The 16,664-nt window shown below is 67.1% G+C and carries 14 protein-coding genes; 5 read left to right on the plus strand and 9 right to left on the minus strand.

What is annotated here, in order from left to right:
- Positions 1-16: 16 nt before the first annotated feature.
- The 4 genes from K254_RS0114335 to K254_RS0114350 all read left to right on the plus strand — a co-directional run bounded on the left by K254_RS0114335 (position 17) and on the right by K254_RS0114350 (position 3,340).
- Complete coding sequence (locus K254_RS0114335) at positions 17-511, plus strand: hotdog fold thioesterase (protein WP_026555952.1); 495 nt, start codon at positions 17-19, stop codon at positions 509-511.
- A gap of 28 nt (positions 512-539) precedes the next feature.
- Positions 540-1,868: a phenylacetate--CoA ligase PaaK gene (gene paaK / locus K254_RS0114340; RefSeq protein WP_026555953.1), complete on the plus strand. Its 1,329-nt coding sequence runs from the start codon at positions 540-542 to the stop codon at positions 1,866-1,868.
- Between the two features lie 74 nt (positions 1,869-1,942).
- Positions 1,943-2,551, plus strand: coding sequence for a TetR/AcrR family transcriptional regulator (locus K254_RS0114345; RefSeq protein ID WP_026555954.1), 609 nt, complete (start codon positions 1,943-1,945; stop codon positions 2,549-2,551).
- A 105-nt stretch (positions 2,552-2,656) separates the two neighbouring features.
- A complete protein-coding gene (locus K254_RS0114350) occupies positions 2,657-3,340 on the plus strand; it encodes a hypothetical protein (protein WP_155848586.1) in 684 nt (227 codons plus the stop codon).
- A gap of 93 nt (positions 3,341-3,433) precedes the next feature.
- Here the strand turns inward: K254_RS0114350 and paaZ are convergent, their stop codons facing one another.
- Complete coding sequence (gene paaZ, locus K254_RS0114355; RefSeq protein WP_026555956.1) at positions 3,434-5,581, minus strand: phenylacetic acid degradation bifunctional protein PaaZ; 2,148 nt, start codon at positions 5,579-5,581, stop codon at positions 3,434-3,436.
- Between the two features lie 273 nt (positions 5,582-5,854).
- On the opposite strand from paaZ, the gene K254_RS23355 reads away from it, so the two are divergent.
- Positions 5,855-6,259: a PaaI family thioesterase gene (locus K254_RS23355; RefSeq protein ID WP_081710316.1), complete on the plus strand. Its 405-nt coding sequence runs from the start codon at positions 5,855-5,857 to the stop codon at positions 6,257-6,259.
- Positions 6,260-6,274: 15 nt separating this feature from the next.
- Here the strand turns inward: K254_RS23355 and K254_RS0114365 are convergent, their stop codons facing one another.
- The 8 genes from K254_RS0114365 to K254_RS0114400 form a co-directional block, all read right to left on the minus strand.
- Positions 6,275-7,054, minus strand: a complete 780-nt coding sequence (locus tag K254_RS0114365; protein WP_081710150.1) for a tyrosine-protein phosphatase — start codon at positions 7,052-7,054, stop codon at positions 6,275-6,277.
- The gene (locus K254_RS0114370) at positions 7,051-7,677 is read right to left on the minus strand and encodes a GNAT family N-acetyltransferase (protein ID WP_026555958.1); all 627 of its coding nucleotides are present in this window, start codon (positions 7,675-7,677) and stop codon (positions 7,051-7,053) included. Before K254_RS0114370 ends, K254_RS0114365 begins: the two co-directional genes overlap by 4 nt.
- A gap of 362 nt (positions 7,678-8,039) precedes the next feature.
- Positions 8,040-9,791 (minus strand): HNH endonuclease signature motif containing protein, encoded by a 1,752-nt coding sequence (locus K254_RS25965; RefSeq protein ID WP_081710151.1) that lies wholly within the window; start codon positions 9,789-9,791, stop codon positions 8,040-8,042.
- A gap of 328 nt (positions 9,792-10,119) precedes the next feature.
- The gene (locus tag K254_RS0114380; RefSeq protein ID WP_026555960.1) at positions 10,120-10,986 is read right to left on the minus strand and encodes a 3-hydroxyacyl-CoA dehydrogenase family protein; all 867 of its coding nucleotides are present in this window, start codon (positions 10,984-10,986) and stop codon (positions 10,120-10,122) included.
- Positions 10,983-11,780 (minus strand): enoyl-CoA hydratase/isomerase family protein, encoded by a 798-nt coding sequence (locus K254_RS0114385; protein WP_035750230.1) that lies wholly within the window; start codon positions 11,778-11,780, stop codon positions 10,983-10,985. Before K254_RS0114385 ends, K254_RS0114380 begins: the two co-directional genes overlap by 4 nt.
- Positions 11,780-13,036: a thiolase family protein gene (locus tag K254_RS0114390; RefSeq protein ID WP_026555962.1), complete on the minus strand. Its 1,257-nt coding sequence runs from the start codon at positions 13,034-13,036 to the stop codon at positions 11,780-11,782. Before K254_RS0114390 ends, K254_RS0114385 begins: the two co-directional genes overlap by 1 nt.
- A gap of 212 nt (positions 13,037-13,248) precedes the next feature.
- Positions 13,249-14,721: an amino acid permease gene (locus tag K254_RS0114395; RefSeq protein ID WP_081710152.1), complete on the minus strand. Its 1,473-nt coding sequence runs from the start codon at positions 14,719-14,721 to the stop codon at positions 13,249-13,251.
- Between the two features lie 115 nt (positions 14,722-14,836).
- A complete protein-coding gene (locus K254_RS0114400) occupies positions 14,837-16,528 on the minus strand; it encodes an ABC-F family ATP-binding cassette domain-containing protein (RefSeq protein ID WP_026555964.1) in 1,692 nt (563 codons plus the stop codon).
- Positions 16,529-16,664: the final 136 nt, after the last annotated feature.

Genomic DNA, 16,664 nt, shown 5'->3' on the forward strand with positions numbered 1-16,664 from the left:
AAGTGAGGAGCGCCACATGGCCTTGAGCGGCGCGGACACCAGCCACCCCCTGCTCGCGAACGACCGCGCCTCGGCCTGGCTGGGCATTTCAGTCCTCTCCCTCGGGGACGGCGCGGCCACCATCGCCATGACCCTCCGCCCCGAGATGACCAACGGCTTCGGCATCGCCCACGGCGGCATGCTCTTCGCCTTTGCCGATTCCGCCTTCGCGCTTGCCTGCAACCCCGCCGGCGCGGATGCGGGCACCGTGACTGTGGCATCCGGCGTCGACGTCAATTTCCTGGCCCCCGTCCGGGCCGGCCAGCAGCTCACCGCCGTCGCCACCCGCCGCAGCCAAAACGGGCGCAGCGGACTCTACGACGTCCAGATCTTCGCCGACGACGGTCCCGCTCCTGAGGCCGGCCGGACGGTTGTCGCGGAATTCCGCGGACGGAGCCGCACCGTCCCCATGGCAACCGCAGATTCCGCCTTGTCTTCCCAGTCCGTCCCGTCCACCCCGGCCGCCGGCTGAACCCCACCACCAGAGAGGTCCGTCAACGATGGCAGACACGGCAGCGCACGACCCCTCGCAGCTGGACCCCGCGGAAACGATGGGCCGGGACGAGCTGGAGGCCATTCAGCTCACTCGTCTGAAGCAGACGCTGGCCTATGCCTACGAGCGGGTGCCGCTGTACCAGCGCAAGTTCGACGACGCCGGCGTCCACCCCACGGATCTGGTGGAACTGGATGATCTGGCGAAGTTTCCCTTCACCACCAAGGAGGACCTCCGCCAGGAGTACCCCTTCGGCATGTTCGCCGTCCCGCAGAGCGAGGTGGTGCGCATCCACGCCAGCTCCGGCACCACCGGCCGGCCCACGGTGGTCGGCTATACGCAGAACGACATCAACGTCTGGGCCGCCCTGGTGGCGCGCTGCATGCGGGCGTCCGGCATCCGTCCGGGCATGAAGGTCCACAACGCCTACGGCTACGGCCTGTTCACCGGCGGGCTGGGCGCGCACTACGGCGCCGAGGCCCTGGGCACCACCGTCATCCCGATGTCGGGCGGCCAGACGGAGAAGCAGATCCAGCTGATCCAGGACTTCGAGCCCGATGCCATCATGTGCACCCCCACCTATCTGCTGACCATCATGGACGCGATGGAACACCGTGGCATCGATCCGCGCTCCACCTCGCTCAAGTTCGCCGTCTGCGGGGCCGAGCCCTGGACCGAGGAAATGCGCCACGAACTGGAGACCGGGCTGGATCTGCAGGCCTGCGACATCTATGGACTGTCCGAGGTCATGGGACCCGGCGTCGCGGGTGAATCCGTGGAGACGAAGGACGGCAACCACATCTGGGAGGACCACTTCCGCCCGGAGATCATCGATCCCTTCAACCCCGCCGCCGGGCCGGATTCCGTGCTGGCGGACGGAACGCCAGGCGAGCTCGTGTTCACGTCCTTGACCAAGGAAGCGCTGCCCATCATCCGGTACCGCACCAAGGACCTGACCACCCTGCTGCCCGGCACCGCCCGCCCCGGCATGCGCCGGATGGCCCGCATCACTGGCCGCAGCGATGACATGATCATCCTCCGCGGCGTCAACCTCTTCCCCTCGCAGGTCGAAGAGATCGCCTTGCGCATCCCCGCGCTCAGCCCGCACTTCCAGCTGGAGCTCACCCGCACCGGCCGCCTGGACGCCATGACCATCCGCATCGAACCCCGTGAAAATACGACGCCGGCCGACCGCACCGCCGCCGCGGCGGAACTGAAATCCCAGATCAAGATCCACATCGGTTCCTCCTGCGCCGTGGACGTGGTGGAACCGGGGTCCCTGGAGCGCTCCAATGGCAAGCTCCGCCGCATCTACGACCTCCGGCCCAAGCCATGAATCCGCGCGGAATGTTACCCCCCGCCACGGACCCGACGGTGGATGTAGGACCACCGCGTGGAAGACTAGTCACCATGTCCACCACCACCGAATCCAAGCCCACCACCAAACGCGGCCGCCCCGGCTACGACCAGCAGTCGGTGCTCCTTGTGGCGGTGGACGTCTTCAACAGGCACGGCTACGAAGCCACCTCGATGGGCATCCTGGCGGAGAACCTGGGCATCTCCAAGTCGGCGATCTACCACCACGTCCCGTCCAAGGAGGATCTGCTCCGGCTGGCGTTGGAAGAGGCGCTCGGATCACTGGAAAACGTGCTCCTGCGCCCGGGCGCCACCTCCGGCGCCCCGGATGCGCGGCTCGAGTTTGTCCTGCGCGGCACCATCGCCGTGCTGGCCGACAAGCTGCCCTTTGTCACCTTGCTGCTGCGCCTTCGCGGCAACACGGACATGGAACGCGAGGCGCTGGCCCGGCGCCGCGATTTCGACAGCACCATTGCGGAGCTCGTGGCCGCCGCCCAGCAGGACGGCTCGCTGCGCACCGACATCGCCCCGAAGACCATCACGCGGCTGCTGTTCGGCACCATCAACTCGATTGTGGAGTGGTACAAACCCGGCGGACCCATCACCGCCGGCCGACTGGCCGACGATGTCATCGCCATGTCCTTCCAGGGCCTTCACAAATAGGCCTTCACAAATAGGCTGTTAGTCCGCCCGCCGATAGGATCGGTTCGGCCGTCCCGGAAGGGGCCGGCGCAACCGAAAATTGGGGGAACAATGGACGAAATGTGGGTGCCGGTCAAGGGCAATCCCCAAGCACCGCAGCGACGGAAACGGCGCATTCCCGTGGCCGTGCGAATGCTTGCCGGAGGCCTTGTCGCCGCAGGCGCGTGGTGGGGCACCAATGCCCTGTTTCATGCGAACGACCACCGGAACGGGTCCTCCGCACAGGTGGCCGCACCGTTCGATCCCGCCGTCGAGCCCTTCGCTTCGCAGAATCCCGACTTCACCATCAAATTTCCGACAGCTGTGACCACGACATCTGGAGCGGATTTGCCGGAGGTCGACGACGCTGAAGTCATGGTCTTCGAATCCGGAAGTGTAAAAGCCGGTTACATGGTGACGACTTATCCCCTCTATTGCTCCTCGACAGCCCCGGACATCGACAACTGGCTGATGAGCAGTGCCGATGATCTGGTGGCCGCGTCGCACGTTGTCGGCACATCCACTTCCACCATGACGGAACGGGCCTGGGTGTCCATTGGCGGCCAGCGCGGCCTCCAGACGGCGTACATTGTTGCCGGGAAGGGCTTTGAGTTCCGCGTCGATGTCGCGTTCGTCTTTGCCGGGCCCCACTCCTACACCATCAGGGCCGTGAATGCACCAGCGGGCAGCTGGGACCCTTTCCTGGGTTCATTCAAATCAACAGCGGAGCCGGTGGAACTGCCGCCCTGCGAGTCCCCCACCAACGCCTAGGTCCACGGCCGGCCCCCGCCCCGGGATTCATCGCCCGGCCCGAGGCCACAGCACTTCCCGGCACCGCCGTCGTCCGTTCTTCGAGGGCCCTGCCTACGACGAGTAGGTGGTGTTCTCCTTTTCCACCAAGGTCAGCACATCGTAGGTGGCCACGACCTCGCCGTCATGGTTGTGGATCACCGCGTCCCAGCACACCTCGCCGTATTCATCGGTGGTGCGCGGGGTAATCTTCTTGGCCGTCAGCGTGACCCGGATGGAATCCCCCGCCGCCACAGGGGTGATGAACCGCAGGTTCTCCAACCCGTAGTTCGCCAGCACCGGTCCCGGCGCCGGCTCCACGAACAGCCCCGCAGCCCAGGACACCAGCAGGTAGCCGTGCGCCACAATGCCGGGGAAGAACGGGTTCCGCTCCGCCGCTGCCTCATTGGTGTGGGCGTAGAACGTGTCCCCCGTGCTGTTGGCAAAGGCGGTGATGTCCGCCAGCGCGACCTGCCGCAGCCCCGAGGCAAACCCATCGCCAATCGCCAGCTCGGCCAGGGACTTGCGGAAGGGATGGACGACGCCGGCCATCCCGCCAAACTCCGGATCCCCCGCCAGCCGCTGGTCCGCGCCGGAGTGCCACACCCCCGTCACCGCCGTGAGCATGTTGGGCGATCCCTGCACCGCTGTGCGCTGCATGTGGTGGAACACCGAGCGGATGCCGCCCAGCTCCTCGCCGCCGCCGGCCCGTCCTGGCCCGCCGTGGACCAGATGAGGCACCGGAGAGCCGTGTCCCGTGGAACTGCGGGCATCCTCGCGGTTGAGGACCAGCACGCGGCCGTGGTGGGCCGCGATGCCCGTGACCAGCTGGCGGGCAATCTCCGGGTCATTCGTGCACACCGAAGCCACCAGAGATCCGGCCCCCAGCGCGGCCAGCCTGACCGCCTCGCTGACATCGCCGTCGTGCGTCTCGTAGCCGATCACGCTGGACACCGGGCCAAACGCCTCCAAGGAGTGGACCTCCGCCGCCTGTGCATCCGCCCAGTCCAGCAGCACCGGCGCCATGAAGGCGCCCTCGGCAGCCTGGCCCACCGAACCGTCCGCCCGGGTGACCCGCGGCGCATCGAGCGATCCAAAGACCAGCTCCCCACCGGCGTCGAGCATGCTCTGCACCGCGGCGCGGACATCCGCCAACTGCTCCAACGACGCCAGCGCACCCATGGTCACGCCCTCGGCGCGGGGATCCCCCAGCACTACCCGCTCGTCGATCCGGGCGCCAATGGCGTCAATGACAGCCCGGCGCAGCTCATTCGGGACGATCGTGCGGCGGATGGAGGTGCACTTCTGGCCAGCCTTGACCGTCATCTCGGTGACGACGGACTTGATGAACGCATCAAATTCCGGCGTCCCGGGGACGGCGTCCGGGCCCAGGATCGCCGCATTCAGCGAGTCCGTCTCGGAGCTGAACCGCACACCACCCGTGGCGACGTTCGGGTGCTTCTTGAGCTTGTTCGCCGTTGCCGCCGAGCCGGTGAAGGAAACCATGTCGCGGTAGTCCAGCTCGTCCAGCAGCGTGCGGGCCGGGCCGGAAACCAATTGCAGGGAACCCGTGGGCAGGATGTTGGATTCGACGATCTCCTTCACCATCGCCGCCGCCAGATACCCGCTCGGCGTGGCCGGCTTGACGATGGTGGGCACCCCCGCGATGAACGCCGGCGCCAGCTTTTCCAGCATGCCCCAGATGGGGAAGTTGAACGCATTGATCTGCACGGCCACGCCGGGAATCCGCGTGTAGATATGCCGGCCGAGGAAGGAGCCGTCCTTGGACAGCACCTCCGGAGCACCATCCACCACCACATTCGAATTGGGCAGTTCCCGGCGCCCCTTGGAACTGAAGGTGAAGAGCACCCCGATGCCGCCGTCGATGTCCACCATGGAATCGATCCGCGTGGCACCCGTCCGGGCGGACAAATCGTAGAGCTCCTGCCGGCGGCCGTTGAGGTACTGCGCCAGCTCCTTGAGCTTCAGGGCGCGCTCGTGGAGCGTCAGCCGCCCCAGCTCGCGCTGGCCCACCGTCCGCGCATAGTCAACGGCAATGGCCAGATCGAGCCCCGAGGTGCTGACCGTGGCGAGCACCTCACCCGTGCTCGCATCGCGCACCGGAACGCCGTCGTCGGCGGACTCCGGAGTCCACCAGGAATCCTGGATGAAACTCGGCACCGTTTCCACATCGGCCTCAATTTTTGGAGCAGTCGACGTCATTGTCGGTTCATCCTTTCAGCCACACAGTACTCCCCGCCCATCAGGGCGGAGCGGACCCGCTCGATATACTGACCGTGCGTTCAGTAATATGACCAGAGTACAGTACCTTCCACGCCAACACAGTGGGATTTTCCACCCACACCAACCCGCCAGTGCGCCACCCTTATTCAACCCCTATTGACCTTACTTGACCCATACTTGACACCGGAGGAACCCTTGAGCGACCACCTGCACCAGCCATGGAAGATTGTCCTCGGCGAATTGGACATCAAGATGGGTGTGCACATCGTTGAAGAGTCCGCCGAACGAGTCGTGGCCACCATGCCTGTGGAGGGGAACCGCCAATCCTTCGGCCTGCTGCACGGCGGCGCATCACTGGCCGTGGGCGAGGCCGTGGGTTCCTGGGCCGCCGTCATCCACGCCAGCACCATGGGAAAAACCGCCGTTGGCGTCGACGTCTCGGCCACGCACCACAAATCCGCCCGCGCCGGGCTCATCACCATCACCGCCACCGCCATACAGCTGGGCCGAACCATGGCCTCGCACGAAGTCCTACTGACCAATGACGCCGGCGAACGGGTGTGCACCATGCGCATCACCAACCTGATTCTGGACAAGCCCAACCCCAAGGCCCACCTCGCCCCCGTGGTTGATCCCGTCGAAGCCCTCGATGATTGAGCGGCCTCCGTCCGCCTACGGCGCCATCCCGACAGCCGGAGACCCCGCCGCGAGTCGTTCCCTCAACCGGGCCAACTCGAGGGGAGTCACCCCATTCGCCGCCAGGAACTCTTCCACGTCCAAGCCATCGGCGAATCGCCCAAGTGCCTCCAGCCGGCTCTCCAGCGCCGGCGCCAGCTCGGATTCCTCTAAATAGCGCTCATGCGGGTGTTTCACCGGGCTGATCAAATGCCAGTCATTGATGCCTCGGGCCGACAGTTCATAGTGCCGGGCGATCTGCTCGTCGTCCGCCCCAGCAAGGCGCAGCAGCATCGTCGCGATCAGCCCCGTCCTGTCGCGACCGGCGGAGCAGTGGATGACCACCCTGCCCTCGGCTGCCGCCAGTTGCTTGAAAACACCCGCCACCAGATCCGGGAAGATCCGGACATTGTCGGCGTAGGAGCGCGGGTGGTTGAGGTACGGTTTGCAGATCTCTTTGAAGTCCGCATTCTCCGGATCCTCGGTGGGGCAGTGCACGACGGCGAAACGGGCCATGGTTTCCGGCGCCACCTCCGGATCCGTGGGCCGGCGGACCCGCTCGCCCTCGTTGCGGAGGTCGATCACGGTCCGGACACCGTCGTCGTACGCCCGTTGCCAGCCCTTTTCGGTCAGCCACTCGCTGCGGCCCATCCGGTAGATGTCGCCCAGCAGCAATCGGGCGTTGACGGCACCCTCCCACTCCGGCTCGGCCCCGAGGACCGGGGCGGCCAGCTGGTTGACGCCCCGACCCACGAGCGGGTCCGTGAACTGGTTCATGGCCGGACCTTCGCCAGCCTGAGGTCCAGCCCATTGCGGACCATCGGCCATTCCGACGCGATGATGGAGAAGACCACCGTGTCCCGCAGCGAGCCGTCCGGCATGCGCAGATGCGAGCGGATGACACCGTCCTGCTTGGCACCCAGACGGGCAATCGCGGCCCGGGACTGTTGGTTCATCCAGTGCGTGCGGAACTCCACCGCCTCGCAGCCGATCGTTTCAAACGCATGGGTGAGGAGCAGACGCTTGCTGTCCGGATTGGTGCCGGTCCCCTGGACGCTCGCAGCGTTCCAGGTGTAGCCGATTTCAAGTCGAGGAAGGACGGGGTCGATATTGGCGTAGGCGGTCATGCCGATGACCCGGCCCGGAGCACCCGTTTCGGAATCGTTCAGCCTGGTGGCAAAGGGGACGAACCTGCCCGACTCCTGCTCAGCCAGCCGGTTCTGGATTTCCGTCATCATCTCTTCCGGGCGCGGAACGCGGGTGTACCAAAGGTTCCACAAATCGCCGTCACTGGCTGCTTCAATCAGTTCATCGCAGTGGTCCTCGGAGAGCGGTTCCAGCGTGACGTATTTGCCGTGGAGAGTGACGGGTCCAATCGGCGACTTGTTGGTGCGTTCCATGAATCCACCCTAGTAGTGCGCAGGCCCACTCGACCACGGCCCGGTGGTTGAGCGAAGCCGAAACCCCATAACCTCCCAACCCCGCCCGCTGTCCGGGCCCGCTGTCCGGGCCCGCTGAGACCCCACCTGCCCTCCCGCGCGGCTGACCGGGCCCGTCGAGGCCCCGCTGCCCGATCGCGCCGGTGGTTGGGCCCATCGAAACCCCACGACCTCCCTACCCGGCCCGCGGGTCGGCCTATCGAGACCCCGCTCGCCCCGCTGGCCGAGACCGTCGAGGCCTCCTGCCGCCCGTGTTCCGCCGCCGGGACCCGCGGCGGTCGGGACCCGCGGCGGCCGCGGAGCGGCAGCGCCGGCTCACCGGCTCACCCGGCCCCTGCGTGGTGGAAGGTGTTGCGCAGCCGCCGCCGGAGCGGATCGATCGACAACGGTGGCAGAAACCACGGTATGCCATGGATGCTCTCGACCTCCCAGCCGGTGTGGTGGATGAGGTGGTGGTGGTAGTTGCACAGGAGCACACAGTTTTGAACCGATGTCTCCCCGCCCTCGGACCAGGCGATGATGTGGTGCGCGTCCGTCCACTGCACGGGCCTGTCGCAGCCCGGAAACGCGCACCCTTTGTCCCTGATGACCAGGGCCCGCCGGATCGCGGGGGTGACCAGGCGCTGGGACCGGCCCACGTCCAGGACCTCCCCGTCGGCGCCCAGGACGGCGGGGATGACCCCGGCGTCGCAGGCCGCCCGCCGGACCGCAGTGATGGGGATCGGCCCGGTGTGGGCCACGGCGGCGGACCCGGACCCGGCCGTCAGGTCGGCCAGGGTCATGGTGACGAACAGCTGCGGGCGCAGGCCCCCGTTGTCCGGGAGCGTGTCCGTGCGCGAGGCCAGGCGCACGCAGTCCAGCAGGGCGTGCAGGAGCAGCTGCGGGCGGGGGCGTTGGGCGGCCAGCAGCCGCCTCGCCACGTCCGGGTCCAGCCCGGAGTGGTCCATGGCATCGGTGCACCCGGGGCAGTCCCCGGCCGCGGTCCCTGCGCCCCGGCCGCCCGGTCCGGATTCGTCCGGACAACCCTCCGCCGTGGAGTCCGGGCCTGGCCCACCCATGCCGGGCGCACCGCCTCCAGCAACTCCAGCACCGCCACCCCCGGTGGCGTTCGGGGCGCCGGCATCCGCACCTCCGCCGTCTGGGGTTCCGACGGCCCAGGCCGGGGGTGCGCCCTGCCCCGGCACCGCCACCACGCCACCGGCACCACCGGCCTCGGCCACGATGCCGGCCAGGGTGCGCGGGTTCGTGCCCGTGCCGATCGCGGCCATCAACTCCTCATACGAGAGCTGGGTCAAATGCCCCTCGAACCGGACCAGGCCCCGGCGGGGATGTCCGAAGTGGATGCCCTCCTTGGCCAGCAGCTCCGCCTCGGTGGGCTCGGACCCGTCCGGGTCCAGATGGGCCAGGATCCGCCGGGCACACCGGGCCAAAAAGTCCGGGGACTCCACCACTGCCACCGCGGCCAGGCGGGCCTCGACCTCCTCCAGCTCCGAAGCCGTGATCCGCCCGCCGGCGGCCAGATGCGAGGCGTCGGTGACGGCCCGCGAGGCGGCCAGGGCGGCCTCGGCCGAACAGGCCCCGGACAGGAACGCGGCGCCCAGCACGGGCTGGCGGGCCGGGGCCTGGGCCAGCGTGATCGGATCCGTGGCGGGCAGGAACGCCGTGGCGAGGACGAGGCGTTTGGCCGCCTCGGCCGCGGAGAGCTGCAGGACCTGGCGGAGCATCGCCACCGGGGTCGCGGCCCCGGCCTCCCGGTACCGTCCGGCCAGGGTCCGGGCGGAGATCTCCCCGGCGCACTGGACCTTGAACGCGTCCAGGCGGCGGGAGAGGGTTTCGAGCTGGGCGGCGAGCACCACCAGGCCGTGGTCGCCCAGCAACCCCAGGCCAAGGACGTCCGGGCCGCAGGAGGAATCCCCCACGCCGTTGTTACCATCGCCATCATCGTCCGCGACCCCGGAGGCAGGACCCCCGGCCGCGGACTGAGTCGCTGCGAGGTAGGCCAGAGCGATGATCCGGAGGGCATGCCCACCGGCCCTGCGCCCCGAAGCGTCGGGGGAATACGCCGTCGTACTCATACATATATTCTAATGACTCGAATGTGTATAGAAAAGCGATTTGGAAAAGAATTCAAATCTGTGGATAAAGACGCGATTGGATATGCCTGTGGAGGACTCGATAAACCCGGGAAGGGCCACGCAGAATGGAACGTGGGTGGATTTGTGTTCGAATCATGTAAGCATCTGGCTGGTAAGACTCGGCCACTGATATCGGGCGGGCGGGTCACCGGGTCTCGACAAGCTCGACCACCCAACGGGTCGCGGGGTCCCGCAAGCTCGCCTCGGGCCCCTCGCGGCCGCGGGCCCGGCCCGACCACCAGAAATGCCGGCCACCCGCAGGCGTCCCCTAATCCCAGTCGAAGAACCCTTTTCCACTCTTCCGGCCCAATTCGCCGCGGGCTACTTTGTCGCGCAGGATTTGCGGTGCGGCAAACCGTTCACCGAGCGTGGACTCCAAATACTCCGCGATGCCCAACCGAACATCCAAACCAACAATGTCCGTGGTCCGCAGGGGTCCGGTCGGGTGTTTATAGCCAAGCACCATTGCGTTGTCGATATCCTCCGCGGAAGCCACGCCCTCCTCCACCATGCGCATGGCCTCCAACGCGATGGCCACCCCCAACCGTGAGGAGGCAAAGCCGGGTGCGTCGTTGACGACGACGGCGGTCTTGCCTAGCGCTGCCACCCATCCACGGGCTGCATCCACCAACCACGGGAGGGTCTGCTTCGCAATAACAACTTCAATCAGCGTCGAGGCGGGGACGGGGTTGAAGAAGTGCAGGCCCAGGAAGTTCTCCGGGCGCTGCAGCTCCGCGGCCAGCCCCGAGATCGTCAGCGAGGAGGTGTTGGACGCCAGAATGGCCGAAGCCTCCAACCTTTCCTCCACAGCACGCAGTGAGGAGACTTTTAGGTCCCAGATTTCCGGAACGGCTTCCACCACCAGTCCGCGGTCGGCAAAATCGGCATAGTCCGTGGACACCCGCAGCCGGGCCAGAAGAGGTTCCGCACCGGCCGCGAGCCCCCGTTCCACGGACTTGGCCACGGCGGAGGCCACGCGGTCCAGCGCCCCGGCAGCGGCGTCGTCGTCACGCTCCACCACCACCACATCGGAACCCGACATCAGGAAGGCATGCGCAATGCCAGCACCCATCCGGCCACCACCCAAGACCCCCACACGGTGAGGCAGGGAAGGATCGACACCATCCATGGTCATTTCCTCTTCCTGTCCAAAAAGTCCTGCATGCGGTCAAACTTGGCCGGGGATTCAAAAAGGATCGACTGCGCCACCGTGTCCAGCAGCGGATGCGCGTCCCGCGGGGCATGGAACACTGACTTGGTCAGGCGGACTGCAAGAGGATCCTGGGCGGAAATCCTGTCCGCCAGGGCATTTGCGGCGGCCAGCAGGTCCGACGGCGGCACCAACCCAGTGATGAGGCCGGTGCGCAGGCAGGCTTCGCCGTCAAGGATCCGGCCGGCCAACAGAATCTCCTTCGCCACTGCCTCGCCCACCAGCTCCTTGAGCCGCCATGTGGCACCGGCTGCGGCCATGATGCCGAGCCCGGTTTCCGGGTTGCCCATCCGCAGATCCGGGGTGCCCAGCCGGAAATCGGCGGCATAGGCCAGCTCGGCGCCGCCACCCAGTGCGTATCCATCCAGCGCCGCAATGACGGGCATGGGCAGCCTGGCGATGCGGTCGAAGAGGCCGGAGTTGATCCCGGCCAGGGCGTCATCGCGGCGGCGTTCGCGCAGTTGGGCGATGTCGGCGCCGGAAGCGAAGACCCCCTTGGCGCCGGTGGCGTCGTCGCCGGGCGTGCCGGACAGAACGAGGATCTTCGGCGAGGATTCAAGATAGGCACAGACAAGATGCAGTTCGTCCACCATGGACTGGTCGATGGCGTTGCGCACGGCAGGCCGGTTGAGCTGCACGTGCAGCCGGTCCGGCTTCTCGGTGGCCAGCAGCGTTGTGAAACCGTCCACGGACAGCCCGGGGCCGTCGTCGGCCTCCATCAGAGGCCTTCCAGCAGCAGGGCGGCACCCTGGCCCACGCCGACGCACATCGTGGCCAGGCCAAGCCGGCGCCCGGACGTGGAGAAGGAACTAGAGGAGGAGAGCGCATCCAGCCGGGACATCAGGGTGATCGCGATCCGTGCGCCGGAGGAGCCCAGCGGGTGTCCCAGCGCGATGGCGCCGCCCCAGGCGTTCACGATTTCCGGGTCGAGGCCGAGTTCACGCAGGCAGGCCAGCGATTGGGAGGCGAAGGCCTCGTTAAGTTCGACGGCGGCGAGCTCGCCCACGCCGACACCGGCGCGTTCGAGCACCTTGCGGCTGGCGGGCACCGGCCCCATACCCATGATTTCCGGCGCCAGGCCGACGGCGGCGCCGTCCAGCACGCGGGCCCGAGGGGTGAGTCCGTAGCGCGCGATGGCCCGTTCCGAGGCGACGACGACGGCGGAGGCGCCGTCGTTGAGCGAGGAGGCGTTGCCGGCCGTCACCACGGAGCCGCCCTTGACCACGGGCCGCAGGCTGGCCAGCACGTCAAGAGTGGTGCCGGCCCGCGGCCCCTCATCGGCGGCCACGAGCGTCGGCCCGCCACGGCCTGACACCTCAACCCCAACGATTTCCCCGTCAAAGCGTCCTGCCGCCATGGCTGCCAGGGCCAGCTCGTGCGAGCGGACCGCGAAGGCGTCACAGTCCTCCCGCGTAGTGCCATAGACGCGGGCGACCTCCTCCGCCGTTTCGGGCATGGAGTACGTCATTTTGCCGCCGCGGGAGTATTCACCGGAGAGGAAGGCGGGGTTGGGGAAGCGCCAGCCGATGGAGGTGTCGTAGGAATCCCCCGGCTTGGCAAACGCCTTTTCCGGTTTGGCCATCACCCACGGCGCCCGGGACATGGACTCCACCCCGCCGGCCACCACCAGATCGGCGGCGCCGGCCTTGACCATGTGGCTGGCCATGGTGATGGCACTCATCCCCGAAGCGCAGAGTCGGTTGACGGTGATGCCCGGAACTGTGTCGGGGAAGCCCGCCAACAGCCATGCCATGCGGGCCACGTTGCGGTTCTCCTCGCCGGCGCCGTTGGCGTTGCCCAGGATGACCTCGTCGACGTCGGCCGGGTCGATTCCGGCGCGGACGACGGCGTCGCGGACCACCAGGGCGGCCAGATCATCCGGCCTAACGCTGGACAGCGCACCGCCGTAGCGGCCCACCGGTGTGCGGACTCCGCCCACCAGGTAGGCCTGCGGGAGGGAGGAACCTTCGGCCATGCGAACACCCTTCAAACGATCAAGGGGCGGATGCCGTGCATCCGCCGCGCCCCGGCCACCAATTTACCGACCGCTCGTTCTGTAAATATTCCATGGCGTCCCGTCCCGGTCAACCACCAGCCCCGCCACCGGCCCAACTGAGTGACAGTTATCGCACGCTCCGAGCCTCGGAACGTGCGATAACTGTCACTCAGTTGGGCTAGACGGGGGTGTTAGCTGAAGAGCTCGTTCTTGGGCTCGTTGTGCTTGACCTTCTGCCAGCCCAGCCAAAGCACGACGGCGAAGAACGGGATGGTGGCCAGCGTCCAGAGGCCGAGCATGAAGACCTCTCCGGTGGCCTTGTCCGTCATGGTGTCGAAGCCGATCAGCACGGTAATGGCCAGCAGGGCAATCAGGCCCACCCAGCTGGTCCACGGGGAGCCGGGCATGGGCAGCGAGGACACATTTCCCTTCTTCTTGCGCAGCATGATCTGGCTGGCGAAGATGGAGCCCCAGGTGAAGATCACGCCGATGGAGGCCGTGTTCAGCGCCAGGTCGAAGGCGTGCGAGCCACCAAGCCAGATGTTCAGCAGGATGCCCACCAGGTAGACGGCGCCGATGGCCAGGATCGCCGCGTAGGGGACGTAGCGGGTGGACATCTTGGTCAGCCACTGCGGGGCGTGGCCGTTGTTGGCCATGGTGCGGAAGATGCGGCCAATGGAGTACAGGCCGGAGTTGCAGGAGGACAGCGCGGCGGTGATGACCACGAAGTTCATTACCGAACCCACCCAGCCCAGGCCCATCTGGCCAAAGACGGTGACGAACGGGCTTTCGCCGCCCTTGTAGTTCTCCGACGGCATCAGCATGGCCAGCAGCGTCACGGAGCCGACGTAGAAGACCACGATGCGGATGACGACGGCGCGGATGGCCTTGGGCACCTCGCGGGCCGGGTTCTGCATTTCGCCGGCCGTGATGCCCACCAGTTCGATGGCGTTGTAGGCGAAGATCACGGCGTTGAGCACCAGGATCATCACCAGGGCGCCGTGCGGGAACATGCCACCCTCGCCGGCAAAGAGGTTGTTGACGGAGGCGTGCTGGTCGCCCACCTTGGCATTGGTGACCACCATGTAGGTGCCGACAATGAGGAAGGCAACGATGGCGCCAACCTTCAGGCAGGAGGCCCAGAATTCGAATTCACCGAAGGCCTTGACGCTGAGCAGGTTCACGGCCACCAGCAGCACCAGGGCGCAGATGGCGCTGGCTTCCACCGGAACGCCGGGGAAAAAGAACTGGAAGTACAGGCCGATGGCAATGAGCTCGGCGATGCCCGTCATGGCCCAGTTGATGAAGTACATCCAGCCGGAGAGGAAGGCGCCCTTTTTGCCGAACAATTCGCCGGCGTAGGACACGAAGGAGCCGGAGGTCTGGCGGTACATGATCAGCTCGCCGAGTGCGCGCATCAGCAGGTAGGCGATGACGCCGGCAATGGCGTAGGAGAACACCAGGGCCGGGCCGGTGGAGGCCAGACGGCCGCCCGCACCCATGAACAGGCCGACGCCGATGGCGCCACCCATGGCGATCATGGTGACGTGGCGGCGCGAGAGCGTGCGCTTGTAGCCCTCCGCTGTGATGGAGCCCGAATCAAGATCGGCGGCGTTGCCGAGATCGGCGCCCTTGGACAGTTGGTCAGTCGACGGTTGGCTCATGCAAAATCCTTAGATCGTGGGGCGGCCCGCCGCGTCCATCCGCCTTCGTAGGGCAGACAGACCGTTCGGTGGGCCGCGTCCACTTTACCCCGTTAATTCGGCGTCGTGCTCCACATCACACCATACTGGTCGGTACGGTGTCCGGGATCAGGGACCCTGATTCGAGTTCCACCAGCCGCGCGCCGTCCTGTCCGTCGAACCAGCGGCGGAGCGCCCTATCGTGGCTGACCAGCACCAATGCACCTTCAAAGCCCGCGAGCGCCTCCTCCAGCTCCCCCACCAAAAGGGGTGCGAGGTGGTTGGTGGGCTCGTCCATCAAAATAGTGTCATGTTCGACGGCGAGCAGCCTGGCCAGCGCAAGACGACGACGCTGTCCGGCGGACATTGAGCCGACAGGCAGGTGGAAATCGCTCGTCTTGAACAGGCCCAGGCGGAGCAGCCTGTCGGCAAGTTCATCGATCTCCCCGACCATGCCGGACAGGAAGGCCGGCAGCAGGCGTTGGTGCGGATGCGCGGGGGTGTGCAGCTCCTGCGGGAGGTAGCCGACCGCACCGATCCGCTGCACGGACCCCGCATCCGGCCTCGCGGCTCCGGCCAGCACATCGAGCAGCGTCGATTTGCCGGCGCCGTTGGGTCCCGCCACCATCACCTTTTCCCCGGGGCGGACCTCGAAGAACGGTACATGCAGACGCTGCCCCACGGAGATGTCGCGGGCCTGGATGGAGAATCTGCGGGCAGCATGCTGCCGGGCCGCGGCCAGATCTGCCTCCGTTGCATCGCCAGCGGCGGTAATGGGTTCCGACGACGGGATGGACAGATGCAGGGGCTCCGGCGGGCGCGGTACAGGGTTCTCTTCGAGCCGCTTCACGCGCTCGTGGGCGTTGCGGACGCGGGACGCTGCAGCCTTCTCCCAGGTCTCCGCCTTGACGCCGTACGACATTTTGTCCCCGTCGCGGCGGCGGCCGTAGCCCAGCTTGGACTTGATGGTCGAGGCCTGAAGACGGTTGGCAGCCAGCTCGTCCTGCCACTGCTGGTACTCCTGTTCCCATCGGGCCCGCGCCGCGGCCTTCTCCCCCAGATAGCCCAGGTAGCCGTTGCCGAAGCGCTCCACGGAACAGGTGTCGCCGTCGACCTCCACCACGGCCGTGGCCACGCGGAGCAGGAAGGTGCGGTCGTGGCTGACGGCGACCACCGTGCCGCGGTGCGCGGCCAGCCGGGCCTCCAGCCAGTCGGCGGAGTCGGCGTCCAGATGGTTGGTGGGCTCGTCCAGCAGCATGATGGGCGGCGGGTCCGCAAGCAGGGCGGCCAGGGCCAGGCGCTGGCGTTCGCCACCCGAGAGGGAATCCAGCTGCCGCGCCCTGTCCAGACCCTCCAGGCCCAGATGGCCCAGGGCTGAATCAAGGCGGGAGTCCACGGAGTAGCCCTCGCGCAGGGCAAACTCGTCCTGCAGGGAGCCGTAGAGTTCGCCGACGTCGTCGCCGGCGGCAAGCGCATCCGCGGCCTCGCGCAGGCGGGCCTCCAGATCGCGGAAGCTGGCCAGGGCGTTGTCGATGAAGTCGGCGATGGTCGATCCGGGCGGGGCCTCGGGGACCTGGGCCAGGTATGCGACGGCGCCCTCAACGGTGACGGAGCCGCCGTCGGGCTCCTCGATGCCGGCCATCAGGCGCAGCAGGGTGGACTTGCCGGCCCCGTTTTCGCCGATGATGGCGATGTGCTCGCCCGGGACGATTTCCAGATCGACGCGGTCCAGCAGCAGGCGGTCGGCATAGCCGTGGCTCAGGGAAGAAAGGGAGAGTTGTGCAGTCATGGCAATTCCTTGCGGCCGCGGCAGATGAGGGCGGCTAGATGGGGCAATGGGCGGAATGCGCGTTAGGACTTCACCTCTCCAGACTGCGGCACGGCCGTCGGGGGCGTCAAGTCGGCCCAACGGAGCAGCGGCCTCC

The sequence above is a fragment of the Arthrobacter sp. 35W genome (assembly GCF_000482545.1).
Classification (GTDB): Bacteria; Actinomycetota; Actinomycetes; order Actinomycetales; family Micrococcaceae; genus Specibacter.